This is a genomic window from Symbiobacterium terraclitae, assembly GCF_017874315.1.
GTDB classification, from domain to species: domain Bacteria; phylum Bacillota; class Sulfobacillia; order Symbiobacteriales; family Symbiobacteriaceae; genus Symbiobacterium; species Symbiobacterium terraclitae.
The window spans coordinates 13,987-39,041 of record NZ_JAGGLG010000005.1; the positions used below are offsets into that span (position 1 = coordinate 13,987).

At 69.2% G+C, this 25,055-nt stretch carries 19 protein-coding genes; 10 read left to right on the forward strand and 9 right to left on the reverse strand.

Translation table 11 applies throughout. The features are described from left to right. Window positions 1–18 precede the first annotated feature (18 nt). Window positions 19–1,446 carry an SLC13 family permease gene (locus tag J2Z79_RS04125; protein WP_209465600.1) on the reverse strand — a complete coding sequence of 476 codons (1,428 nt, stop codon included), beginning with the start codon at window positions 1,444–1,446 and terminating at the stop codon, window positions 19–21. A gap of 249 nt (window positions 1,447–1,695) precedes the next feature. On the opposite strand from J2Z79_RS04125, the gene J2Z79_RS04130 reads away from it, so the two are divergent. The 5 genes from J2Z79_RS04130 (at window position 1,696) to lpdD (ending at window position 6,355) form a co-directional block, all read left to right on the forward strand. Then, on the forward strand, window positions 1,696–2,337 hold the full coding sequence (locus tag J2Z79_RS04130) for a response regulator transcription factor (RefSeq protein ID WP_209465601.1): 642 nt from the start codon (window positions 1,696–1,698) through the stop codon (window positions 2,335–2,337). Continuing rightward, the gene (locus J2Z79_RS04135; protein ID WP_209465602.1) at window positions 2,330–4,363 is read left to right on the forward strand and encodes an ATP-binding protein; all 2,034 of its coding nucleotides are present in this window, start codon (window positions 2,330–2,332) and stop codon (window positions 4,361–4,363) included. Before J2Z79_RS04130 ends, J2Z79_RS04135 begins: the two co-directional genes overlap by 8 nt. A 13-nt stretch (window positions 4,364–4,376) precedes the next feature. After that, entirely contained in the window at window positions 4,377–4,769 is a 393-nt protein-coding gene (locus J2Z79_RS04140) for a response regulator (RefSeq protein WP_209465603.1), read from the forward strand. A gap of 139 nt (window positions 4,770–4,908) precedes the next feature. Continuing rightward, on the forward strand, window positions 4,909–5,469 hold the full coding sequence (locus J2Z79_RS04145; protein ID WP_209465604.1) for an ECF transporter S component: 561 nt from the start codon (window positions 4,909–4,911) through the stop codon (window positions 5,467–5,469). A 1-nt stretch (window position 5,470) separates the two neighbouring features. Continuing rightward, the gene (lpdD, locus tag J2Z79_RS04150) at window positions 5,471–6,355 is read left to right on the forward strand and encodes a prenylated flavin chaperone LpdD (RefSeq protein ID WP_209465605.1); all 885 of its coding nucleotides are present in this window, start codon (window positions 5,471–5,473) and stop codon (window positions 6,353–6,355) included. Between the two features lie 248 nt (window positions 6,356–6,603). Here the strand turns inward: lpdD and tcmP are convergent, their stop codons facing one another. The 3 genes from tcmP to J2Z79_RS04165 form a co-directional block, all read right to left on the reverse strand. Further along, window positions 6,604–7,452, reverse strand: a complete 849-nt coding sequence (gene tcmP / locus J2Z79_RS04155) for a three-Cys-motif partner protein TcmP (RefSeq protein ID WP_209465606.1) — start codon at window positions 7,450–7,452, stop codon at window positions 6,604–6,606. Between the two features lie 5 nt (window positions 7,453–7,457). Continuing rightward, on the reverse strand, window positions 7,458–8,231 hold the full coding sequence (locus J2Z79_RS04160; RefSeq protein ID WP_209465607.1) for a DUF5131 family protein: 774 nt from the start codon (window positions 8,229–8,231) through the stop codon (window positions 7,458–7,460). 313 nt (window positions 8,232–8,544) lie between these two features. Beyond that, window positions 8,545–12,219 (reverse strand): DNA polymerase III subunit alpha, encoded by a 3,675-nt coding sequence (locus tag J2Z79_RS04165; protein WP_209465608.1) that lies wholly within the window; start codon window positions 12,217–12,219, stop codon window positions 8,545–8,547. Window positions 12,220–12,944: 725 nt separating this feature from the next. Here J2Z79_RS04165 and J2Z79_RS04170 point away from each other — a divergent pair. Further along, on the forward strand, window positions 12,945–14,159 hold the full coding sequence (locus J2Z79_RS04170; protein ID WP_209465609.1) for an MFS transporter: 1,215 nt from the start codon (window positions 12,945–12,947) through the stop codon (window positions 14,157–14,159). On the opposite strand, the gene J2Z79_RS04175 is transcribed toward J2Z79_RS04170, so the two are convergent. Then, window positions 14,160–15,020, reverse strand: a complete 861-nt coding sequence (locus J2Z79_RS04175; RefSeq protein WP_209465610.1) for an aldo/keto reductase — start codon at window positions 15,018–15,020, stop codon at window positions 14,160–14,162. 298 nt (window positions 15,021–15,318) lie between these two features. Here J2Z79_RS04175 and J2Z79_RS04180 point away from each other — a divergent pair, with 298 nt between their 5' ends. The 4 genes from J2Z79_RS04180 to J2Z79_RS04195 all read left to right on the forward strand — a co-directional run bounded on the left by J2Z79_RS04180 (window position 15,319) and on the right by J2Z79_RS04195 (window position 22,149). Then, window positions 15,319–18,279 (forward strand): DEAD/DEAH box helicase, encoded by a 2,961-nt coding sequence (locus tag J2Z79_RS04180; RefSeq protein WP_209465611.1) that lies wholly within the window; start codon window positions 15,319–15,321, stop codon window positions 18,277–18,279. Between the two features lie 88 nt (window positions 18,280–18,367). Further along, window positions 18,368–20,515, forward strand: coding sequence for an SWIM zinc finger family protein (locus J2Z79_RS04185; protein WP_209465612.1), 2,148 nt, complete (start codon window positions 18,368–18,370; stop codon window positions 20,513–20,515). Window positions 20,516–20,640: 125 nt separating this feature from the next. Then, window positions 20,641–21,636 (forward strand): class I SAM-dependent methyltransferase, encoded by a 996-nt coding sequence (locus J2Z79_RS04190; RefSeq protein WP_209465613.1) that lies wholly within the window; start codon window positions 20,641–20,643, stop codon window positions 21,634–21,636. A 93-nt stretch (window positions 21,637–21,729) separates the two neighbouring features. Continuing rightward, window positions 21,730–22,149, forward strand: coding sequence for a PaaI family thioesterase (locus J2Z79_RS04195; RefSeq protein ID WP_209465614.1), 420 nt, complete (start codon window positions 21,730–21,732; stop codon window positions 22,147–22,149). A gap of 75 nt (window positions 22,150–22,224) precedes the next feature. Here the strand turns inward: J2Z79_RS04195 and J2Z79_RS04200 are convergent, their stop codons facing one another. The 4 genes from J2Z79_RS04200 to J2Z79_RS04215 are packed head-to-tail and all read right to left on the reverse strand — an operon-like array spanning window position 22,225 to window position 25,052. Further along, the gene (locus J2Z79_RS04200) at window positions 22,225–22,683 is read right to left on the reverse strand and encodes an NUDIX hydrolase (protein ID WP_209465615.1); all 459 of its coding nucleotides are present in this window, start codon (window positions 22,681–22,683) and stop codon (window positions 22,225–22,227) included. A 36-nt stretch (window positions 22,684–22,719) separates the two neighbouring features. Further along, window positions 22,720–23,475 (reverse strand): DUF364 domain-containing protein, encoded by a 756-nt coding sequence (locus J2Z79_RS04205; protein WP_209465616.1) that lies wholly within the window; start codon window positions 23,473–23,475, stop codon window positions 22,720–22,722. A gap of 6 nt (window positions 23,476–23,481) precedes the next feature. Continuing rightward, entirely contained in the window at window positions 23,482–24,273 is a 792-nt protein-coding gene (locus J2Z79_RS04210) for a Rossmann-like domain-containing protein (protein ID WP_342589410.1), read from the reverse strand. A 5-nt stretch (window positions 24,274–24,278) separates the two neighbouring features. Further along, on the reverse strand, window positions 24,279–25,052 hold the full coding sequence (locus J2Z79_RS04215; RefSeq protein ID WP_209465617.1) for an ABC transporter ATP-binding protein: 774 nt from the start codon (window positions 25,050–25,052) through the stop codon (window positions 24,279–24,281). Between the last annotated feature and the right edge of the window lie 3 nt (window positions 25,053–25,055).

The following is a 25,055-nucleotide window of genomic DNA, read 5'->3' on the forward strand; positions in this document are numbered from 1 at the left end:
CAGACGCATGTTTGGGGACTACAGCAGGCCGGTCAGCTTCCACCACGGAACCTGGACCAGCAGGGTCACCACGAAGGTCAACACGGTGAGCGGGATGCCGAGCTTGATGGTCTCCGCGTCGCCGTACATGCCGGCCGAGTCGTTCGCACCTACCAGCACGTTCATGTGGTGGAAGGGCAGGATGAAGTGCATGGAGACCGTGGTGTAGACCAGCAGCGAGGCCACCATGGGGTTGATGCCGGCAGCCTCTGCGAAAAGCATGAGCGCCGGGGCGGCGATGCCGATGACGGCCAGGGCGCTGCCGAGCACCATGTGGATGACCATGGTGACCGCGGTGGCGATGGCGGCGAAGACGAAGACGTTGCTGGGAATCGTGGACGGCAGGACCACCGAGGCCACCCACTCGTTCATTCCGGTCACACCGCCGACCTTGCCGATGGCCTGGGCGGCCGTCAGGAAGAAGAGCGTGCCGATGGGGACGGCGCTCCAGGAGGTGGGCTTCAGCACGTCGCCGACCTTGGGCAGGGCGAGGCCGATGGCCATCAGGGCGGCGATCCAGCCGGGGTGAATCCCGTGCAGCGAGTCGGTGGCCCACAGGATGACGGCCAGGGCGACCCAGAAGAGCGTCCGCTTCTCCACGCCGGTCAGTCCGCCGAGGGACTGCAGCTCTCTGCGGATGTCCTCCTTGTTCACCTCAAACCTCTGGCTGGGCTTGAAGAGCCAGAGCTGCACGAGACAGGTGAGGACCGTGGCGACGATGCCCGGAACGGCCATGTACTTGGCCCACTCCAGCCAGGTGAGCGTGATGTCGCCGGCGGTGGCACCGACCATGTTGAGCACGCTGTCGCCGGTCAGGAGGATCATCGAGTTGGCCGCAGAGCCGGCGAAGACTGCCAGGCCGATGATGGCCGCGTCCTTCTTGGGCATCCCGGTGCTCTTGATCAGCACCGCCATGACCGACATGATGAGGAACGACCGCGGCCAGGGGTGCGGGATCAGGAAGCTGAGCAGGGCGCCGAGCACGTAGGCCGAGACCACGATGCTGGTGAAGGAGTTCACGAACTTGAGGATAAAGAGGTAGGAGATCCGCTTGCCGAGGCCCGACTCCTGGACGGCGGTGGCGATCAGGTATCCGCCGACCACCAGGTAGACCAGCGGCGTGGTCCACAGGGAGAAGACGGTGGCGGGCGGAGCCACGTCGAGCACGACCCATGCGACCAGCATCAGGACCGACGTGTAGCCGGGCTGCAGGACGCCGAGGGCCCACCAGACGACGCCGAAGAGGCTGATGGCCAGTGCCCGCCGGCCCTCCACGCTCAGACCGGGGATCGGGCTGAACATGATGGCCAACAGGACCACGATCCCCAGCACGGCGCCGATCACGCGCTTGTGCGGCAGGCTGAAGCCCTTGGCGCCAGACGGCTTGGCCGTAGCAGTTGCTGCCATGAACTGTCCTCCTTTCGTGGGTCGGAGCAAACGGAGCACGCGCCGCGGCGATGGGAACCGGCTTCAGCGTAGCATCGGACCGGGGCGGGACCTATTGGGCAAATGGTCGAAAAAGTACAGATCTCACACTGTCTTCGGGCGAAGGGACTAGGTCATCTGGCGACTGGTCACGGGGACTAGTCATGGCTTACCATCTCAGCAAGGGGCCATCTCATCAGTCCGCATTTCGATGTGTGAGGGATGATGAACATGAGCGGCGCCGGAAAGATGCAGTACGCAGACGTGTTCGCCCGGCTGCAGACCGTGCAGGATGAGCTCTCTGAACGCCTCGGCTTCTGTCTGGTCCTCGTCGACAGGCGCGGCGGGGAGGCCACGCTGCCTTCCGGTATGCCGCTGGCCTGCAACCGCCGCGAGTGTACGGCGAAGCGGCCTGCCTGCATGCAGTCGCCTCCCGCCCAGGGCGAGCCCGTCATCGCCCGATGCCCCTTCGGCCTGTACTGGACGGCCCTGTTCACGTCCCTCCAGTCCAGCGAGGGCGATCTCTACCTGCACGTGGGCCGCACCGCCCGTCCCGAGCAGGTCGCCGCGGAGCTGCCGCTCCTGCGGGAGATTTACACCCTGCCCTTCGCCGTGCCCGTGTCTGCGCGCAAGGGGTCGACGCGGGCTGTGCCCGACGCCGACCCCTTGCTGACTGCGCAGGAGCGGAAAGTGCTGGCCTGCCTGGCCGCAGGCCTCCCCAACAAGGAGATCGCCCAGCGCATGTGCATCAGCCAGAGCACGGTCAAGTCGCACATCAGCAGCGTGTTCAAGAAGCTGGGCCTCACCAACCGTACCGAGGCCAGCGTCTATGCCCTGAAGAACGGCATCAGCCTGGAGGCGGAAGATGTCTAGGCGCTGGCGCACCGGTGCGGACTCCTTCTCCTCGCTGTGGCTCCGGACGCAGATCCTGCTCATGGTGCTCTTCTTCGGCCTGTTCATCGCCTTCGACATCAGCATCATCTTCACCAGGCTGGATCGGAACATCGAGTCACTGCTGGAGCGGACCCAGACGATCTCCTGGCAGGCGATGGACCGGTTCTTCGTAGCCGGCGAAAGCGCGCTCGCGTCCCTGGCCGCGGCGGGGGCGGCAGATGACCTGAGCGCGCTTGCCCGCGCCCTGGATCACCAGGAGGAGATGGACATCTGGTTTGTGACCGACGAGGCGGGGCAGATCCGCCGGTCGAACCTGGCCGGGGGATCTGTCCCGCCGCAGCTTGTGGCCGTCGCAATGTCCAGCCTTTCCTCGGGGGCGCGCCTGGGTGTGTTCGAACTGGTCCCGCTGGATGAGCTGGCGGCGCACAGCCGGGCCCTGGCCGCCCGGGCAGTCGTGACAGCGGACGAACCGGCCACGGGGTACGGCGCACTGTTCCAGGTGGTGGCGGTGCCCTACGGCGATGCGGAGGGCACCGGGCGCGGCGTCCTGGCCGCCGCCCACCTGCTCAACAACGACTGCAGCGTCGCCCGGCAGGTCCGCAGCGCCATCCCGGACTCCTTCTCCACCATCAGCACCGGTGGGCTCCGCATCGCCGGCAACCTCGAGATCGGGGAGGCGCCGACCTATCGCGGCATCGGCCGGCGGCAGCCAGCCGAACTGACCGCCACCATCCAGCGGGGCGAGCGCTACAGCGGGCGGGTGGCCCTGACCGACGATCTGGTGCACCTGGTCGTCTCCGACCCCATCCGCAACGGGCAGGGCGAAGTCATCGGCGCCCTGACCACCGGCCACCCGTCCCAGGGCCTGGCCACGCTGAAGCGTGACTCGTCCGTGTACATCTTGCTCTCGGCGCTCCTCTCGCTGACGGCCGCGGTCATCGTCAGCGCATTCGTCTCCCAGCGGCTCTCCATGCCCATCGTCCGGCTCGGCAACGTGGCCCACCGCCTTTCGGAGGCGGAGGAGGTCCAGATGGCGCACGTCCAGATGCTGAACGGGCTGCCGGAGCCCAGGACAGCTGAGATCGGCTATCTTCAGACCTACTTCACGCAGGCCACCATCGCCCTCTACCAGAAGAACCGGGAGATCATGGGCTATCTGAAGCGCAGCGAGGAGGACCGCACGCGCCTGCAGCAGCTGACCCAGCGCCTGCAGCACCTCAACGAGACGCTGGAGGCGAAGGTGGAGGAGAAGACCCTGGAGCTGCGGGTGGCCATGCTGGACCTGATGGAGTCCAACAAGCTGAAGGACCGGTTCCTGGCCAATACCAGCCACGAGCTGCGCACTCCGCTCAACTCGATCCTCGGGTTCTCCGACACCCTGCTGAGCGGCATTTACGGGGAGCTGACCGAACAGCAGCAGGCCCGGGTCCGCATCATCCGGGAGAGCGCAGGCTACCTCCTGCAGCTGATCAACGACCTGCTGGACATGGCTGTGCTGGCGCAGGGCAAGCTGCAGTTGGACCTGCAGGAAACCGACCTGCACCTGGTCATTGACTCCGTGGCGGTCATCGCCCGGCAGCAGTGCGAACAGAAGGCCATCCTGCTGGCGCTGAAGCTCGATGAGCACCCCCGCCCCATCACCGCCGACCCGACCCGACTCAAGCAAGTACTGTACAACGTGTTGTCTAATGCTGTACGGTATACCCCTGCAGGCGGGGTAATCACCATCGAGACTTGCTTCACCCCCCGGGAGGTCCGGCTGTCGGTGGCGGACACGGGGATCGGCATCCCCGAGCCCGACCTCTACCACGTGTTCGACGAGTTCTACCAAGCCGAGAACCGCTCGCTGACGGGTCAGCGCGGCGTCGGGCTGGGGCTGCCGCTGTCGAAGAAGCTGGTGGAGGCGCACGGCGGCCACATCGAGCTCCGGAGTCGCCTTGGGGAAGGTACCACGGTGACGATCCACCTGCCCCTGCAGACAGCAGATTCGGAACCGAAGGAGTAGAGGAGATTCAACGATGGAGGACAAGACGCCGACCGTTCTGATTGTGGAAGACGACAAGAACAGCGCCATGCTGATCATGGACCTGCTGACGGCGCACGGCTATCGGATCCTGACGGCGGAGAGCGGCCGGGCCGCCACGCAGCGCATCGAGGAGCACCCGGTTGACCTGGTCATCCTCGACCTCCGCCTGCCCGAACAGACCGGCTTCGTGGTCGCAGAGGCCATCCGCCGCAACCCGCGCACGGCCCGGGTGCCCATCGTGGTGGTCAGCGCGTACACCGACCAGCAGAACCGGCTGCGGGCCTACCGCTCGGGTGTGAACGTGGTGCTCAGTAAGCCGGTGGACACGACCGAACTGGTGCTGATCGTGCAGAACTTCCTGGGGACCCGTGCCGGCGACGACTGACGCCCCTTCCTTCTCCTGGCCTAGTCCCATCGGCTGACCGGGCGCCCCGGGCACGGCCTTTCCGTCCAACGGCCAGTAGGTTTCGGGCGGCCGTCATGGTAGCCTGAGCCCAGGCGATCAGAAAGGAGGCCGGGCCCTCATGTCGACAACCACCGATTCGCTCAAGGGCGTGCGGCAGATCACCACCTCGGGCGTCCTGTCCGCCCTGGCGGTGGTGCTGGCCGTCACCGTGCGCTTCCCACTGCTGCCTGCGGCCCCGTTCCTGCTCTACGAACCCAGCGATCTCCCGCTCCTCCTGGGATCCTTCCGGCTCTCGCCCTGGTGGGTGGCCGGCATGTCCGGCGTGGTGGCTTTGGCGATGGCGCTGGTGGGCAGTGGCGGCGCGATCGGCGCGGTCAGCCGCTTCGTGGGCAGCGCGGCGCTGGCGCTCACAGCGGCGGTGGTCTACCGGCGCCTGGCGGGCCGGGCCCGGAGCAAGCTGATCAGCGTGCTCACAGGCGTGCTGGTCTACACACTGGCTGAGGTCGCCCTCACGGTCATCCTCGGGCCGTTGTTCTTCGGCGACATGCGCATGGCCCTGGCGATGATCCTGCCGGTCGTGGTGCCGTTCAACCTTCTGAAGGGCGGAATCAACGGCGCAGCGGCGCTCCTGATCGACACGGGCGTCAGCGCCCTCGCCCGGGAAAAGGGTGCGCAGTGATATGGGCAGACCAGTGCGCCTTCTCGGCCGTGTCGCCACCGGACTGGGCGCCGCCGGGCCGGCGACCTCGCTGGACTGGTTCCGCACAGCGATGCGGCGGCTGTGGGGCTTCACACCGCGGGCGGGCACGCTGAACGTCATCGTGGAGGGAGACTGGCGTCCCGCCGACCGGCTGCTGCTGACCGCCGGCACCGTGCTGGTGCCGCCCACGCCGGACCTCTGCTGCTCGCTGCTGCTGCCGGCCCGCATCGAGACGGCTGGCCGGACCGAGCCGGCGGTCCTCTTCCGGCCCCTGGTGCAGGGTTACAACCCGGCCCAGCTGGAGCTGCTGGCGCCGGTGCGCTTGCGGGATGCGCTGGACCTGCGGGACGGCGACCTGGTGACCGTCACCGCCGAGGCCAACCCGCCTGCGCAGAAGTGGCTCGGCGCGGCCCCTTCGGATGGGGCGCAGCCGCCCGCACCTGCCATGGCCGGACTGCAGACCGGGCAGGCGGACATCACCGTCGACCTCTCGACGGGGCCGCTCCACTGCAAAGCGTTCTGGGCGATCACCGAACAGGGGATCTCGGTCTCGCTCTTCGGCGGCATCCCCCACGTCGGCGCCACCGCCCTGGCGATCCCCCGCCCGAGCCTGAAGGATCCGACGCAGGCCAGCGCCACCTCCTCGGTGCTGACCGTCACCGGCCACAAGGACGACGTGCTGGCCCGCCTCCTGGCTGAGTCGCTGGCCGTCGGCCTGAACCGGGTGGTGTCGGTCACCGCCGGGGTTCATGCCGGCCCCGAGGGGGTGTACGACCTGTCGGTCGAGGATCTGAAGCGCATCATGAGCATCGTGGGACGGATGGACGAGGTCATCAGGATGGCCGTGGGCCTGGAATCCGTATAGAAGAAGCCCCGGCGGGGAAGCGCACAGCTCCCGCGCCGGGGTTGCTGCTGGCCTGGGAGTCGCAGTCAGGGTTTGACCAGCGCCATGAGGACCAGCAGCCGATCGACTGCCACGTGCACGACCGTGCCGAACCCCAGGTTTCTCCGCCATGCACAGGGCCATCAAGTCAGTGCCTTGCGAAATTGCGACAGATGAAGTTGCGTTCGCGTACACGCACCGGGGCGAGTGGGGTGGCCCCAGAGCTGACTCTAGTGAAAGTCAAATGTCAACTGCGCGCTGATGCCCTTTCTGGCTTCAGCCCAAAAACGAAGGCCCAACGGGTGTTTACTATAGAAGACTAAAAAGTATAGCAACGCGTTTTTCCCATTATACACCGGGTGGGGATCTCCAGACTGGTACCCAAGTCGTGCCATAGCGGCATGGAACTTCTCGCACACGTACTTCACAATCCTGTTCGGACGACCCAACGACATCCATTCATCGCGCCAGTGTGGGTCATCAATCAGTCGCGCGATACGCGTGTCACTGGGGTCCAAGAAGTATCGCTTGAAGTTTGTCCGAACATCCCGACCCAACATCAGCAGGACCAGAAAGTCCATCTTGTATCGTGAACCCAGTGCCCTGATGACCTCAAAGTCCAACGCCGCAGAAAAGGGATCCACAAAACAGAACGACAACAGGCCACGATTCTTGTCGTAACGCGGCATCGCTGTCTTGATGTCCGATACTGCTTCAACGACATCCTTGTTGATCAAGGTCACATCATGTTGGCCCGGAACTGCCGCGATGCGAGCCGACAACGCCTCTATGCAGCGGGGGTCCTTGTCAACAAAGATGTACTTGGTAAAGGGACTGTCAATGCGAACTGCTGATAGCGCTGAGGTCTCGACGATCTCGCCGGACTCCTCCACCACTGCGCGCCCCGCACCGGAGTAGAGCCCAAGGTAGGCTAGCTGAGGCCAATGATGTTTCATTGATCTTGTGAAAAGACTGACATAGTAGTTATGAAGACGTATTTTTTCTAACGAATGCTGCTTGATCCGCGGTGTGTAGAGATGGTCGTCTGCAAGGCACCTCTGGGGTTCGTATGCCTTCACCAGTCTCACCTCGTTCGATAGTTTGCGTTCGGGAACTCGTCCCAGGTCAAACCTTCAAGAACCCGACCTCCCGCCTTGGGTGTCCGACCACCCCATTGCTTGAAGAAAAACGGTACGCCACGTTCAATGCATCGATCTCGAAGAGCTGTCACCCACTCCGGTCGAACGGGTCTGTGTCCCAGGCCACTTTCGCCACCCACGATCACCCAGTGGATACCCTCAAGGTCGACCTCGACCGGTCCGATTAGCGGTTCACACGAGATGAACCTCAAGGCAGCAGGCACTCGCCTTAAGAGGTCAACTCGATACACCGCTTGCTGGTTCTCAACTGAAGTTCCGACCCAAATGTGAGGCGGAATCGCCCCCCCATCGAAGAGATCCTTGTTTCTCTCCCAGAACCGAAGTGCTTGAGAGGGTCTTTTCGTCAGTACCTGGTACGTGTGCCAAGAAGCTTCAAGCATCACTTCAAACACCTGGCGGGTGTAAGCCTCCGGGACATGTGCATGGAATATGTCACTCATGCTGTTGACGAATATCATGCGGGGTTTTCGCCACTGCAGGGGTTGCGCCAGCCGTTCGGGCCACAACCGTACGGCGAAGGGATCTTCCCTGTTCTGTGGAGAGTCAACGACTGGTGGGCGAGAAAGGTAAGTGTCCTTAAGTAGCCTGTGAGCCAGAGTTGCTGCATAGCAGTTGTCGCAACCCGAAGAAATGCGTGTACACCCGGTGACGGGGTTCCAGGTTGCGTGCGTCCACTCGATGCCGGTCCGTTGTCCCATAACAGTTGCCCTCCTGCAGATGATCCAACGGGCGGATCTGGAACCAGGATGTCTGCACCCAATCCACAGAAACTGAGTCCTGAAGTCACTCGTGGAAAAGCCAGTCACTCGGTGCAGGTCCGACTCGCAGATCCCGCAATCATGGACAGTTGGCAGGGTCCCACACGCTTTCGGCAGGGCCAAGCAGGTCACAGGCACCAAGCAACCTGTGTCTCCGAGGCCTTGAGGCAGTTAGGTAGTGCAGGCTCTGTCGGACGTGAGAAGAGCGCTGACCCAGACCACCTGCCTGCGCCCTACGGCTGCGCCCTCCCCCTCACTTCACCACCACAGACTGCTCCCCCAGCACCCGAACAAGCGCATTCACCAGCGACGGCGTGACCGTCACCCTGAGGTGCTCGTGCACCTCGATCCAGCGGCCCTCGGGCTCCATCTTGATCCGCACCCGGGTCGGCCCCGGGTGGGCCCGCAGTACCAGCTCCACCTTGCGCATCATCGGCGAACCCTCGTCTCGCGCGGGTACCCGCAGGTAGACGAACTGCGGCTGCGAAGTCGCCGGCGCCTCGCGCACGGCGCCCGCGGCGTGCGAAACCTCAGCTTCCCGTACCCTGTCTGCTCGCTGCGTCGGCATCTCCCTTGCGGCCTTCGCCACCGGAGGCGCCGCCCCCCGCATGACCTCGCCCGCGGTTCCACGCACCGCGGCCGGATTCGGTTTCCTCACAGCCTCATCCGGATACCGCGCAGCAGGCTGCCGCGCAGCCGGCGCCTCCCCCACAGCCTCCCCCGGCTCCGGCGGCTTCGGCCGCCGGGGCCTGTCGTCTTCCCGCAGCGGCACGACATCGTCGGCCAGCAACTTCACGTCCTCCTCCTGCACCTGCAGCCGGCCGCGGACGAGCAGCGGCTGCTCGTCCCTGAGTAGCCGGGCGCAGGCCTGCAGCACCCGCGGGAAGACCACCACCTCCACCTGGCCCGTCTGGTCCTCCAGCGTGAGGAAGGCCATGTTGGCGCCGGCGCGGGTGGTCACCTGCTTCAGCCCGGCCAGGATGCCGCCCACCGCCACCTTCGCGCCGTCCCGCTGCTCGGGCAGCGCCGCCACCGGCAGGCAGCCGTGCACGGCCAGCGCCGCCTGGTACTGGCGCAGCGGGTGGCCCGAGACGTAGAAGCCCAGGACCTCCTTCTCCATCGCCAGCAGCCGCTGCGGCGGGAACTCGGGGATGTCGGGCAGCGCCTCCTCCTCGCCGCCGCCGCTGGCCGCCGAGACGCCCAGGTCGAAGAGCGAGATCTGCCCCGCCTGCCGGTGCCGCTGCAGCTTCTGCGCGTCCTCCAGAATCCGGTCGAGGGCCTCCAGCATCTGCGACCGGCGGGCGGGCTGGCCGCCCGGCGGCGCCACCCGGTCGAAGGCGCCGGCCATGATCAGCGACTCCAGCGCCCGCCGGTTCAGCGGACGCAGGTCCACCCGCTCGCAGAAGTCCCGGAGGCTGGTGAAGGGCCCCCCTTCCTCCCGGGCGGCCACGATCGCGTCCACCGCGTTCCAGCCGATGTTCTTCACCGCCCCGAGGCCGAAGCGGATCGTCCCGCCGTCCGGCACGAACCGGGCGTAGGAGGTGTTGACGTCCGGCGGCAGCACCGGGATCCCCAGCCGGCGGCACTCTTCCATGTAGAGCGCCAGCTTCGCCTCCCAGCCCAGCACCGAGTTCATCAGCGCGGCCATGAAGGCCACCGGGTGGTGCCGCTTCAGGTAGGCGGTCTGGTAGGCCACCTTGGCGTACGGGGTGGCGTGGCACTTGTTGAAGCCGTAGTTAGCGAAGCGGATCATCTGGTCGTAGAGGGCGGTGGCCACCTCGCGGCTGTAGCCCCGCTCCTCCAGGGCCGCCATGAAGCGGCGGCCGTACTTCTCCATGTCCTCCCGCTTCTTCTTAGCGATGGCCCGGCGCAGCAGGTCCGCCTCGCCCAGCGAGAGCCCGGCCAGCCGGTGGGCGATCTGGATGATCTGCTCCTGGTAGACCATCACCCCGTAGGTCTCGCCCAGGATCGGCTCCAGGTCGGGGTGCAGGTACGTCACGGCCGCCGGGTTCTGCTTGCCGGCGATGTAGTCGGGGATGTGCTCCATCGGCCCCGGCCGGCAGAGGGAGATCGTGGCGATGATGTCCTCGAACCGGGTGGGCTTCATCTGCCGGAGCACGTCGGCCACCCAGCCCGCCTCGATCTGGAAGAGCCCCATCGTCTCGCCCCGGGCGATCATGGCGTAGGTCTCCGGGTCGTCCAGGGGCACCTTCTCGATGTCGAAGTCCGGCTGCTCCCGGCGCACGAACTTCACGGCGTGGTCGATCACCGTCAGGGTCCGGAGACCCAGGAAGTCCATCTTCAGGAGGCCGATCTCCTTCAGCTGGTCCATGTCGAACTGGGTGACGATCGAGTCGTCGCCCATCTTGTAGAGCGGCACGTGCTCGACCAGGGGGTCGGCGGTGATCACCACCCCGGCGGCGTGGACGGATGGGTTGCGGGGCATGCCCTCCACCGCCCGGGCGGTGTCGATGAGCGCCCGGATCTCCTCCCGCTCCTGGTAGAGGGCCCGCAGGTCCTCCACCTTCTCCAGCGCGGCGTCCAGGCTCTGGCCCCAGGGCAGGAGCTTGGCCACCCGGTCCACCTCGCCGTAGGACATGCCGAGGGCGCGGCCGACGTCCCGGACCGCGGCCCGGGCAGCCATCGTGTTGAAGGTGATCACCTGGGCGACGCACTCCGCCCCGTACTTGTTGTGGACGTACTCGATCACCTCGCCCCGCCGCTCGTAGCAGAAGTCGATGTCGAAGTCGGGCATGTCCACCCGCTCCGGGTTCAGGAAGCGCTCGAACAGCAGGCCGTAGCGCAGCGGGTCCACATCCGTGATGCCCAGCACGTAGGCCACCAGCGAGGACGCGCCGGAGCCCCGCCCCGGCCCCACGGGGATCCCCCGGGAGCGGGCGTACTCCACGAAGTCCCAGACGATGAGGAAGTAGCCGGGAAAGCCCATGCTGGTGATGACGTTCAGTTCGTGCTCCAGCCGCTCCATCGCCCCGGGGGGCGGGCTGCCGCCGTAGCGGGGCCCGATGCGGTCGTAGCAGAGCTTGCGCAGGTAACCGGCCGCGTCGTAACCCGCGGGCAGGGCGTAGTGGGGCAGGTGGATCTGCCCGAAGGGGATCTCCACGTTGCAGCGCTCGGCGATGGCCAGCGTGTTCTCCAGCGCCCCGGGCACGTGGCCGAACCGCCAGTACATCTCCTCGGCCGACTTCACGTAGAGCTCGTTGGACCCGATCTTCAGCCGGCCCGGGTCGTCGACCGTCTTGTTGGTGCCGATGCAGATGAGCACGTCCTGGATGCGGGCGTCCTGGGGGCCCAGGTAGTGCGCGTCGTTGGTGGCCACCACCGGCAGGTTCTGCTCCAGCAGGAACCGGTTCAGCCCCTGCTGTTCGGGCAGGCCCAGGTCCTGCAGCTCCAGGAAGTAGTGGTCCGGGCCGAAGATCTCCCGGTAGCGGCCGATGGCCCGGCGGGCCTCTTCAGGCTGGCCCGAGAGGAACTTCTGCGACACCTCGCCCGCCAGGCAGCCGGAAAGGGCGATCAGCCCCTCCCGGTGCTCGTTCAAGAGCTCCAGGTCCACCCGGGGCTTGTAGTAGAAGCCCTCGGTGTAGCCGGCGGAGACCAGCTTGATCAGGTTCTTGTACCCGGTGTAGCTCTCGGCCAGCACGGTGAGGTGGTACGGCTTCTCGCCGCCCGTCTTCACGTGGCGGGAGCCGGGTGCGACGTAGAGCTCGCAGCCGATGATCGGCTTCACACCGTGCTGGCGCATCGCCTTGTAGAAGGGGATGACGCCGAAGAGCACCCCGTGGTCCGTAATGGCCATCGCCCGCATGCCCAGTTCGGCGGCGCGCTTCGCCAGGGGCGCGATGCGGTTCGCCCCGTCCAGCAGCGAGTACTCGGTGTGCAGGTGCAGGTGCACGAACTCCGGGCGGCCCATCTTCCCGTCACCTCGCTCGTCGCGGCAATGATTCGCCGCGCACCCCTACCGAACCTGCATTCGTACGTAGTCTGGCCGGTGCCTCAGGGGGGTAGATTCAGAAGTAGGGCTGTCCCAAGAGCAGATCGCTCTGCTGGGGCAGCGCTGTTTTGTGTCTGATCAGCTGAACGTGTGCACTACTCGGGCACGTGGCCGATGGCCTCAGCCCCGCAGCAGCTGTAACTCCATGAGCCACCCACGGTCTTGCCCTGGCTCATGGAGTTTCACTTCGCCCTTCAACCACCGCCTCGAGCGGGGTAGCCGACCCGGCCAGGTCTCCGACAAGGGGGCCCAGACCGGGAAATCTCCCCTCAGGCCAGCACCCGCATCTGCTCGACGATACTGGCGTGGCCCACCGCCCCGCCGCAACTGTAACTCCATGAGCCACCCACGGTCTCGCCCTGGCTCATGGAGTTTCACTTTACCCTTCAACCACCGGCAGCCGACCCGGCCAGGTCTCCGACAAGGGGGCCCAGACCGGTCAACCTCCCCTCCAGCCAGTTCCTGCATCTGCTCGACGATACTGGCGTGGCCCACCGCCCTGCCGCCAGGCAGGCCCAACTGGAAACGCGCACCCGCGCCCGGCAGAGGCAGCGGGTGCGTCTCGTCGTCCCTGTTGGAGCAACCCCGCCGCCTCTGGTATAATCGAACCCTGTGGCGCCGTCACAAGGGGAGGGGTTAGCTGGATGAAGGAAGACTGGAAGCGCAACATCGTCCTGTTCCTGAGCAGCCAGACCATCTCGCTCTTCGGCTCGGCGCTGGTTCAGTACGCCATCACGTGGCACATCACCCTGACGACCCAGTCCGGCGCCATGATGACCATCGCCATCGTCTGCGGCTTCCTGCCGACCTTCTTCCTCTCGCCATTCGCCGGCGTCTGGGCCGACCGGTACAACCGCAAGCTGCTCATCGCCCTGGCGGACGCGCTGATCGCGGCCGCGACCCTGATCATGGCCCTGCTCTTCCTGGCCGGGCACGGCTCCCTCTGGCTGCTCTTCGCCATGTCGGCCATCCGCGCCATCGGCGGGGGCGTGCAGCAGCCCGCGGTGGGCGCCATCCTCCCGGATATCGTGCCCGTGGAGCAGCTCACCCGGGTGAACGCGACCAACGGGAGCATCCAGTCGCTGGTCACCCTCGTCTCCCCCATGGTCGCGGGCGCGCTGCTCTCCGTGGCATCGATCGAGGCCATCTTCTTCATCGACGTCGTCACGGCCGCGGTGGCCATCTTCACGCTGCTGGCCCTGGTGCGGGTGAAGGTACACGCCAAGGCGCAGCAGGCCCAGTCGGTGAGCTACTTCGCGGACATGCGGCAGGGCTTCGCCTACATCGGCGGCCATGCGTACGTGAAGCGGTTCTTCGCCTTCTGCGCGGCCCTCTTCATCCTGATCGCGCCGGCCGCGTTCCTCACGCCGCTGCAGGTCGCCCGCTCCTTCGGCGAGGACGTCTGGCGGCTGACCGCCATCGAGGTCATCTTCTCCGTCGGCATGCTGCTGGGCGGCGGGCTCATCGCGGCCTGGGGCGGCTTCCGCAACCGCATCCACACCATGGCCCTCGCGTGCGTCACCATGGGCGCCTGCACGCTGGGCCTCGGCGTGGTGCCCAACTTCTGGATCTACCTCGCCCTGATGGGCCTCTTCGGCGTCGCCATGCCCTTCCTCAACACGCCGGCCATGGTGCTTCTGCAGGAGAAGGTAGAACCCGACCTCCTGGGCCGGGTGTTCGGGGTCTTCGGGATGATCTCCAGCTCCATGATGCCCCTGGGCATGCTCGTCTTCGGCCCGGTGGCAGATGTGGTCTCCATCGAACTGCTCCTGGTGGGCACCGGCGCCGTCATCCTCCTCATCTCCCTCTGCCTCGTGGGCAGCCGGGAGCTGGTGGCCGCAGGCGAGCCGGCCGCCTGACTACAACACTTCCAGCGGCACCTTCCGGGTCGGCGCCGGGAACGCCCGGTTCAGCTCGGCCAGGTCCTCCGCGGTCAGCTGCAGGTCCAGCGCCGCCCGGTTCTCGCGCACGTGCTCGGGCCGGGCGGCCTTGGGGATGACCATGACGTCCCGCTGCCTGAGGAGCCACGCCAGGGCGACCTGCGCCGCCGTGGCGCCGTGGCGCTCCGCCACCCGCCGCAGCGCAGGGTTGCCCAGCATCCGGCCCTGCTCGATGGGCGAGTAGGCCATGATCGGGATGCGCCGTTCGCGACACCAGGGCAGGAGGTCGAACTCGATCCCCCGCCGGGTGAGGTTGTAGAGCACCTGGTTGGTCGCCACCTGAGCGCCGCCCGCGAGCTGCACGAGCTCCTCCATGTCGTCCGTGTCGAAGTTGCTCACGCCCCAGTAGCGGATCTTGCCGGCCCTGACCAGCTGGTCGAAGGCCTCCAGGGTCTCCGCCAGGGGCACCCGTCCGCACCAGTGAAGCAGGTAGAGGTCGATCCGGTCCGTGCGCAGGCGCCGCAGCGAGCGCTCGCAGGCCGCGATGGTCCCCTGCCTGCTTGCGTTCTGGGGCAGCACCTTGCTGACCAGGAAGACCTCGTCCCGCCGTCCGGCGACGGCCTCGGCCACCACCTCCTCGGCGCCCCCGCCGGCGTACATCTCTGCGGTGTCGATCAGGGTCATTCCCAGGTCGAGGCCCAGGCGAAGGGCGGCAACCTCCTCCCGCCGGGTGCGGGTTCCCTCGCCCATCATCCAGGTGCCCTGGCCGAGGATCGGGACGGTCTCACCGGAGGGAAGGGCAAGCCGCGGCACCGGCCCTACGGGATCCTGCCGTGTCATGGGGTACCTCCTCGCTGCAGGCGTGTTCAGGATCATCCTACCATAGACGGGCCTGCCGGCGCGACGGCGTGCATCCGCCGGGAGCGCACGCCTGCCCATGGGGCAGGGGCAGGGGCGGGATCGGGCCACGGCGTGAGCCCGCGCGCAGCGGCCCGAGCGGGCGCCGGCAAAGACAGGCGCCAGGGTCGGCCGGCGGGCTGCGGCCCCGCGCACGGTGCGCACTGCCCTTGGGGCAGGAGGCCCCGCCCCCGTGGCCGAACTAGGTATGGTTACCACCACCTGATTGCGAGGCGTCTGGATGGTTGCGATTCACGGCAGCTTCGTCCCGGCCGGCGCGGCCGGCCTCTTCTTCCTCTGGGGCCTCGACCCCGGGGCGGAGGCCCCTCCCGAACGGCGGGGCCGGGCGATCCCTGTCCATCCGGCGGCGGCGGCGCCCGAGGCGCTCTACCCGGCCCTGCGGGGCCTGCCCTACCTGAGCGCCCTCACCCTGGTGCAGTGGCAGCCCGATCATGACGGCGCCCGGCCCGTACGGCTGCCGGGGGTTGCCCTGTCGCTGCCCAACGCGGTTCAGTGGCTGCTGGACCTGGAGCAGCACTTCGGCGGCACCTCCCTGAAGCCGGGGCACAGCCTGCGGCTCTGGAGCATCGCCGCCAAGCTGCTGCTGGAGCTGCTGGCCCGGGGCCGGATGCTGCCGGTGCTGCAGGCGGAGGCCGGGGTGCTGGCCGCCGGCTGGTCGCTCCACCTGGCGGACCCGGAGGACGTCCGGCGCATCACCCGGCTGGCCGCGGGCCTGCCGGAGGCCTGCCGCGCCCTGGTGCCGCCGGACCGGGACCACAGGTCGTACGCCCTGCCCTCCGCAGACGCCCTCCTGCACCAGTTCATGCGCACGTCCGCCGCTGGGGTGGTGCGGCTCCTCCTGGACGGCGTTCCCCTGCCCGAGGCCCAGTCGCTGCAGGACACCGCCCTGCGCCACTGGCTGGCCGCCCTGGCCGGGGCGGCGCCCCGCGACCTGCCGCCGGGCCTGCCCGGCGAGAAGGCGCTCTTCGCCGCCCTGGACCGCTGGAGCGCGCCCGCCACCGGCGTGCTGGGCCACGCCGCCCTCCGCACCGGCCTGCGCCTGAACCCGCCCGGTCCGGAGACCGGCGGCGACTGGCAGCTGGAGCTGACGCTGCACGCGCCTGACGAGGGCGCTCTCCCGCTCACCGCCGAGGCGGTCTGGGCCAGCCTCGGGCAGGAGGTGGAGATCGGCGGACAGCGGTACCGCCACGCCGAGCAGCGGCTGCTCTCCGACCTGCCGGCGATGGCCCGCCTCTACCCGCCGCTCGCGCCGCTGCTGCGCGAGTCGGCCCCGGCCCGCATCGCCATCGCGACCGAGGACGTGATCGCCTTGATCCAGGAGGGCGCCCTGCTGCTGCAGCAGGCGGGCCACCCGGTGCTGCTGCCGGCCGCCCTGGTGAAGCCGGCCGCGCTGCGGGTGGGCATGCGGCTCAGCCCGGCCGGGGCCGGCCCCTCCCTCTTCGGCCTGCACCAGATCGTGGACGTGCGCTGGGACGTCGCCCTGGGCGACACCGAGCTCACCCTGGACGAACTGCGCCAGCTCGCCCGGCAGAAGCGGCCGCTGGTGCAGATGCACGGGCAGTGGGTGCGGGTGGACGAGCGCACCCTGGCCGCGGTGCTGCGGCGCATCGAGCAGCACGGGCGGCAGGTGGAACTGGGCACCGCGCTCCGCCTGGCCCCCGAGGTGGACGAGACCACCGCGACCGGCTGGATTGCGGACCTGCTGGCCAAGCTGCACGAGCCCGCCCGGGTGGAGCCGGTGCCGACGCCGAGGGGCTTCAGCGGGACGCTCCGGCCCTACCAGGAGCGCGGCCTGGCCTGGCTGGCCTTCCTGCGCCGCTTCGGCCTGGGCGCGTGCCTGGCGGACGACATGGGCCTGGGCAAGACGGTCCAGCTGATCGCCCTGCTGCTGCACGAGCGCGAGAGCGGCCTGGCCGCGGGGCCGACGCTGCTGGTCTGCCCCGTGTCGGTGCTGGGCAACTGGAGGCGGGAGCTGGCCCGCTTCGCCCCGGGGCTGAGGGTGCTGGTCCACCACGGGGCGGGCCGCCTCGGCGAGGAGGACTTCGCCCGCGAGGCGGCCGGGCACGACGTGGTGCTCACCACCTACTCGCTGGTGGCCCGGGAGGCGGACCTGCTGCGCCGGGTCCGCTGGAACGGCATCGTGGCCGACGAGGCGCAGAACCTGAAGAACCCGGCGACGCTGCACGCCCGTGCGCTCCACGGCCTCGCGGGGGGCTACCGCGTCGCCCTCACCGGCACGCCCATTGAGAACCACCTCGGCGACCTCTGGTCGCTCTTCCAGTTCCTCAACCCCGGCCTGCTGGGCAGCTACGAGGAGTTCCAGCGGCGCTACGCCCTGCCGATCCAGCGGTTCCAGGACGAGGAGGCGACCCGCCGCCTGCGCCGGCAGGTGGGCCCCTTCATCCTCCGCCGCCAGAAGGACGACCCCGCCATCGCCCCGGACCTGCCCGAGAAGCTGGAGAAAACCGAACTGGTCAACCTCTCGGTGGAGCAGGCGGCGCTCTATGAGGCCATCGTGCAGGAGACCCTGGAACGGGCCGCCCAGACCGAGGGCATCCAGCGGCACGGCGCCGTCCTGGCGGGACTCACCCGGCTGAAGCAGGTCTGCAACCACCCGGCCGCCATCACCGGCGACGGGCCGCTGGTGGGCCGGAGCGGCAAGATCGACCGGCTGGTGGAGATGCTGGAGGAGGTGCTGGCCGCCGGGGAGCAGGCGCTGCTCTTCACCCAGTTCGCCCGGTTCGGGAGCCGGCTGCAGGCCTACCTGGCCGAGAAGCTGGGCTGCACGGTGCTCTTCCTGCACGGCGGGACGCCGCAGCCGGAGCGGGAGCGGCTGATCGCCCGCTTCCAGGCCGGCGAGGCGCCGCTCTTCCTCCTGTCGCTGAAGGCCGGCGGCCTCGGGCTCAACCTCACCGCCGCCACCCACGTCTTCCACGTCGACCGCTGGTGGAACCCGGCTGTCGAGGACCAGGCCACCGACCGGGCCTACCGCATCGGCCAGACCCGCCGGGTGATGGTCCACCGGCTGGTCACCGCCGGCACGCTGGAGGAGCGCATCGACCGGCTGCTGGCCGAGAAGCGTGCGCTCTCGGCGCAGGTCATCGGCGGCGGGGAGGCCTGGCTGGGCAATCTCTCCACCGAGGAACTGCGGGCCCTGATCACGCTGGAGCGCGAGATGTAGGAACGCGCGGCCCCGGTTTGCCCTGGAGCGAGAGCCATCAGCCCCGGGGCAGCGAACCCTGATCAGGCTGCGAAGGGAGGCGTACGCGATGGCGGACTGGCTGAGCGAGCGGTGGCTCACCTACCTGCAGCGTGAGCTGCTCCTGCTGCCCATGACCCCGGGCCAGCAGAAGAGCGCCGGGCGGGGCGACGCCCGGCTTGAGTTCGCGCGCGGCGCCATCACGGCCCAGGTGGGCGTGGGCCGGTCCGGCACCACGGCCACCGCCACCATGAGGTTCAAGCCCCTGGGCCAGCGGGAGTGGCGGCGCATCGAGGAGGCCATCGCCCGGGACCCCGAGGCCGCCCGACGGCTGCTGAGCGGCAGCCTGGGCCCTGAGCTGGAGGACCTGGTCAACCAGGCGGGGTTCAGCCTCTTCCCCCGGGGCCACGGCCGACAGTTCCGCTGCACCTGCGGCGAGCGCTGGGGCTGCCGGCACCAGCGGGTCCTGGCCGTGCGGGCGGCCCAGAGCTTCGCCGCGAATCCCTTCCTCTGGCTCCAGGTGCTGGGCCGGGGGCGGGAGGAGCTTCTGGCCGGGGTACGGGCCAACCTCGCGGATCAGGCTAGGGCGGCAGGCCATATGCCGGCCGCGGCCCTGGCTCCCCTGCTGGACCCCGACCGCTTCCTGGAGACGGAGACCGACCCGTCCAGCATCCCCGTGCGGCCGGGCGACGCGGCGGTGCCCGACGCCCTCCTGAAGGTGCTGGGCCCGCTGCCGCTGGACCCGCATCTGAACCGCACCCGGCGCTACGAGGTCGTGCGGGTCACCCGCTGGGGCAGCACCTTCCACGTGCACCAGGCGGTGGAGGAGACGGCGGAACAGGTCCTGGCCCGCTACTACAGCGCGATCAGCGCCGGTGCAGCGGCGCTGGCCCGGGGCGAACGCACCCCCGTCTACCGGGATGAGCCGCTTCCGGGCAGGCGCCTGCCCCCGCGGGAGCGGATCGCCGGCGAGATCATGGCGCTGGTGGACGAGCGGGGGGGCTGCGTCGAGCTGGAGGAGGTCTTGACCTCCTGCCCCACCGCCGCGGCCCTGCCGGACGACACGGCCTACCAGACCGTGCAGGACGCAGCGGCCCACCTCCCCGACCCCTACCTGCTGCTGGCCGGCCACTACGCGGCCCGGCGGGACACGCTGCTGGCGGGCGCCACCTTCCGGCACGTGATCACCTGGCCGGAGTGGCAGGCCCGGCGACTCAGCCCGTCGGGCGACTGGTTCCTGGCCCTGACGCTGGCGGGCTGCCGGCCGCCGTTTGCGGTGGAGGTGGATGGGGGGCACGCCGCGCGCACGGTCGGCGGCGCAGCCGCCGACAGAACGCGCCTTGCGGCGGAGGGCGCGGCAGGGGGCGCAGCCGGCGGTTCAGGCGTCCTCGGCGACCCCGCCCGCCCGGACCCGGCCTTTGCGGCCCTCCGGCCCGAGGTCGGTGACGAACTGCGGCTCACCGTGGTGCAGGTCGAGCCCCTCAGGCTGTCCGTCCAGCTGCACCGCCGGGCCGGGCGCGATCTGCTGGACCCGCTGCCGGCCGACCAGGCCGCAGCCCGCATCGTGGCCACCAAGGTCTCCGTCGACCCCTACCGGGGCCTGTCGGAGGCCGAGGCGATCCAGCTGCTGCTCGCCGAGGGCTTCTACCGGCCGGGCCGTGTGCCCGATCCGGTCTGGCTGCTCCCCTTCCCGGCCGTGGGCGAGGCGCTCCGTTGGGGCCCGGACCGGCGGCTGGTGGCCTCCTACTGGGGACGGGCGTCGCTGCAGCCGGGGATCACGCACGACCATTGGCGGGACGGCGGTCAGCTCGCCGCCGGCTTCGCGCGCTTCCTCGCAGAGTTCCCGCCCCGGGAGCAGCGCGCCGCCTCGGTGCTCGCCGAGGCGTGGGCGGAGCGCTGGCCGGGGAACCCGCTCGACCCGCTCCGACCGCCGCCCCTCGGCGCCTTCCTCCACTTCCTGCTGAACCGCGTGCCCGTGATCGCTCGCCAGGCCAAGCTCTCCGCCGAGGGAACCCTCCAGGCGATGCGCCTCCTGTTCCGCTACCTGGTGCAGGTCTCGCCGGCGATGGCGGCCGCCTACGCCCCCTTCCTCGCCGCCTGCGAGGCGGTGGAGCCCTTCCGCCACCGGCTGGAGACCCTGCCGCCGCTCCACACGCCGGAGTTCCAGTTGTGGGAGATGGAGGGGTTCCGCTGGCTGGGACCGGAGTTGAGCCTGTGACGCATCGTCCCCGCCGGCCTGTCTGACCGCGTTTGGGTCGAGTTGTTCGGTCCACTGGGCGCTGGCAGGCTTCTCCGCCCCGGCCGGGGAACAACTGAACCAGCGTTGCGGAAGGAGTGGCCCAAGTGAACGTATTCGAGTACATAGTCGAAGAGTTCCACCCCCGCGCCGTGACGTCCGACGAGGGCCTGTTCCAGCGCCAGGAGTCGCAGGCCGCCTTCTCGCTGCCCGTCGTCCACCTGCCCTTCGACGCGGCGAACCCGGCCCACTGGCTGGACCGGGGGTGCATCCTCGACTTCCTGACGACAGCCGGGAGCGGCAACCTCCTGGACTTCGGACCGGGCGACGGCTGGCCCTCGCTGCTGGTCGCCCCCTTCGCCCGGCACGTGACGGGCGTGGACGCGGCGCCCAGGCGCGTGGCCGTCTGCGAGGCGAACGCGCGCCGGCTCGGGGTGGACAACTTCCGCTGCGTCCACGTGCCGGCCGGCCGGCCGCTGCCCTTTCCCGACAACAGCTTCGACGGGATCATGGCGGCCAGCTCGGTCGAGCAGACGCCCGACCCCCGGGCGACCCTCCGGGAGCTGCACCGGGTGCTGAAGCCGGGCGGTCGGCTGCGCCTCCACTACGAGGGGCTCTCCCGCTACCGGGGCGGGAAGGAGGTCGAAGTGGACGCGTGGGAGAGCGAGCCCGGCGTTACGCAGTTGGTCATCATCCAGCGCACGATCGAGAAAGAGCAGGCCACCTACTACGGCCTGCAGTTCCGCCTGCCCCTCGGCGAGCTGGCCGGACACCTCACCGGCGGCACGGCGCCGGGCGCCGGCACGCTCACGGTTGCGGGCCTGGAGCGCGCACGCCCGTGGCTGACCGACGCCGTGTACTGGGTACTGGCACATCCGAGTTGCCGGACGTGGCTCCGCTGGGCGGGCGAGGTCGGGTTCACATGCGCCCGGGCAACGCATTCCGGCGGCCGCGCGGCTCGCAGGGTGTTCGATGCCATCCCTGCCGGTGGCCGCCCGGCGGATCTGGAAGGCGTCGACCGGCTGCTGAGGCCGCTGGTCACGGCATGTGTGGAACTTGAGGCGCCCCCTGAGCTGGACGCGCCCATCACGTTCGTCAAGTAGCCGCGTCAGCCCCGCCCGCCACCGGATGCCACCAGAGAAGGGATGTTTGCAGGCATGTCAAACTCCTGAGCAGGCAGAGGGGAGGATACGGACATGTCCGAGATGCTGGCCTTCGGAGAGCAGGTTCTCGCCAGCCAGCCGTTCAGCGTGCTCATGGGCGCCAGGCTGACGGTATGGACCCCGGAGCAGACGGAGCTGGTGATCCCCGTGCGCGACGACCTCAAGCAGCAGTACGGGTTCCTGCATGGCGGCGTGGTGAGCTACGCGGCGGACAACGCAATGGCGTTCGCCGGCGGGGCGGCGTTCGGCCAGGGCGTGGTGACGCAGGAGTTCAAGATCAACTACGTGAGGCCCGCGGTGGGCGAGGCGCTGGTCGCCCGGGCGACCGCCAAGGCGGTGGGCAGGCGGCAGGCGGTCTGCCGCTGTGAGGTCTACGTGGTGCAGAACGGCGAGGAGAAGCTGTGTGCCCTGGCCCAGGGGACGATCGCCCCGGTGGACCGGGGGCCCATGTAACCGGACTGGATGGACGCGCACCGCGCGAAAAAGCTGCCTGTCGGAGCGGATGACCCGCCCGGCAGGCAGTTTTCGTCATCGGCCCTGATCAGCAGGGTCGGCGGGACAGCTGACCGCATCCCCCCACCCCAGCACCATCTCCCCGAACGGGCCCACACCCAGCAGACCCGCCGTCCAGAGGAAGGCCCGGTCCCGCTCCGAGAGCTGATCCAGCCGCATCCAGCGCACATCGACCAGCACCTGTCGGTCGCCTTCGTACTCGGGATCCCGCCCCAGCCGGGGCTCCTGGTCGCCGATGTCCACGAGGAACGTATAGTGCCGGTCGTCGGGGCCGTAGGTCACCACGCTGGTGGGCCGGACCACCCTGCCGACCACATGGCACTCCTCGGCCAGCTCCCTGAGGGCGGCCTCGGCCGGCGACTCCCCGTCCAGGATCGCGCCGCCGGGGAGGCACCACCACTCCGCCCCTCCCTGCCGGTGCTTGACCATCAGGACCTCACACCCGCGATGCACGATGACCTGGGCGCGTGACACGGGCTGTACCCCCCACACGCAGTCATGCAGTTGGCCTTATTTCACCCGCAGCGCCCAGCGGCGGGTGAGGTCGCCCATCTCGTGAAACCCCTTGCCCGCGGCGATGCCGGCCAGGGCTTCCTCGTAGTGCTCCGGCAGCCACGTGGCGCCGGCGATCACCGTCACCCCCGTGCCGGCGAACGCCTCGGGGTAGAGCGGCGTGCTGGGCCCGATCACCACCACGTCCCGGGCCTTCGTGCACCAGGGCAGCACCTTCTCCAGGGTGCCGTTGGTCACCGCAGACCCGGTGACGAAGACCACGTCACACAGCGGCAGCAGCTCCGGCTGCTGCTCCTCCGGGCAGATGCCGGGCTCGCCTTCCAGCGACCGGTCGAAGACGACGATCCGGGCCACCCGCCCCGCCACCTTGCGGTGGACCGAGCGGATGAACCCGATGAGCCCCACGGTGTCGCCGGGGCGGACGGGCACCGTCGTCATCGCATCGGGGTCTGCCAGGCAGCGGTCCGGGTCGGGCTGCGCCACGGCGTTGCAGACCGCCATCCCCAGCGCCCGCGACACCAGGTCGGGCGCCTTCAGCCCGGCCGCCAGCTCGATCGCGGGCATCCCGACGAACCGGGACGGATCCGGCAAGACCGGCAGCACCGCACGCCGCTCCCCCGGCAGGGCGTAGGCCGCGCCGAGCTCGCCGCTGTCCAGCAGCACGCCGACCAGGTGGTTCCCGATCCTGACCTCCTGCACCCGCTTGCCCGCCAGGTCCGGGGCGGCGGCCTCGTACAGACGTTCCAGCAGCATCGTTGGCTACCTCGCTTTCTGCGTATGCGGCTCCTCCACCCGCAGCGTCAGGCTGGTGCGCCCCTTCAGGTGCTTGAAGTGCGCCCCGGCGGCGATCTGCGCAAGGGCCTCGTCGGGATCTGCGACCTGCCAGCGGAAGCCGGCGAGCACCGTCACCCCGGAGCCGGCGAACGCCTCGGGATACAGCGGCGTGCTGGGGCCGATCAGCACGATCTCCCGCGCCCGCGTGCAGTAGGTGAGCAGCCGCTCCAGGGTGCAGTTGATCAGCGCGGAACCGGTGATGAAGACCAGATCGCACTGCGGCATTAGCTCCGGCTGCCGCTCCTCGGGGTAGACGTCCTCCTGGTCCTCCTGCGACCGGTCGAAGATGATCGTGCGCGCAGCCTCCGCCTGGACCCGCCGGACCACGGTGCCGACGTAGCCCACGAACCCCACCGTGTCGGTGGCGCGGGCAGGCACGGCCGCGGCTGCGTCGGGGTCGACCAGGCAGCGGGACGGGTCGGGCTCGGCCACCGCGTTGCAGAGGGCGAGCCCCAGCGCCCGGTCGAAGGTGGTCTGCCCCGGGAGGCAGCGCCGGGCCACGGCCAGGGCGGGCCGCCCCGCCAGGGCGGCGAGTCCGACGGCGGTCTCTTCCACCGGCGGCGAGCCCCCCTGGCGCTCCCCCGGCAGGTGGTAGCCGGCGCCGAACCGGCCGTCATCCAGCACCGCGCCGACGATCTTCGGACCGATCCGCACCGCCCGCACCCGCCGGCCCGAGAGACCCGGCGACGCGGCTTCCAGCACCCGTTCCAGCAGCACTGCATCTACCTCGCTTCCGTCACGATGATGCGGCGCCCGTCCGGCAGCGCCACCACGTCGATGGGCATCTGGTAGAGCGCCTGCAGGTGCTCCGGCGTCATCACCTCGGCCGCGGGCCCCGCCCGGTAGACCTGCCCCTCCCGCAGCATGACCACCCGGTCGGCGAAGGCCAGGGCCAGGTTCGGGTCGTGCATGGCCACCAGGACGCCCACGCCCCGCTCCCGGGTGATGCGCCGCACGATCGCCATGATGGCGTGCTGGTTGGAGAAGTCCAGGTGCGACGTGGGCTCGTCCATCAGGAGGTAGGGCGTCTCCTGCGTCAGCGCCCGGGCGATCAGCACCAGCTGCCGCTCCCCGCCGCTGATCTGCATGTAGTCGCGCCCCGCCAGGTGGGCGATGCCCACCGCCTCCATGGCGGCCCGGGCGGCGGCGAAGTCCCGCCGGCCCGGCCGGGAGATCAGGCTCAGGTGCGGGTTGCGCCCCATCACCACCAGTTCTTCTACGCCATACGGGAAAACCCCTTGATGCTCCTGGGGCACGAAGGCGATGCGCCGGGCCACGGCCGGGCGGGGGCTGAGGGCCACGTCGTGCCCGTCCACCCGGATCGACCCGGCCTGCGGCCGCAGGATGCCGTTCACCAGCCGGATCAGAGTGGTCTTGCCCGACCCGTTGCGCCCGAGCAGGCAGGTGATGGACCCCTCCGGCACGGCGAAGCTGGCGCCGCGGATCACCTCCGCCCCCCGGTAGCCGAAGCGGACCGCTTCCATCTCGATGGCCATCGC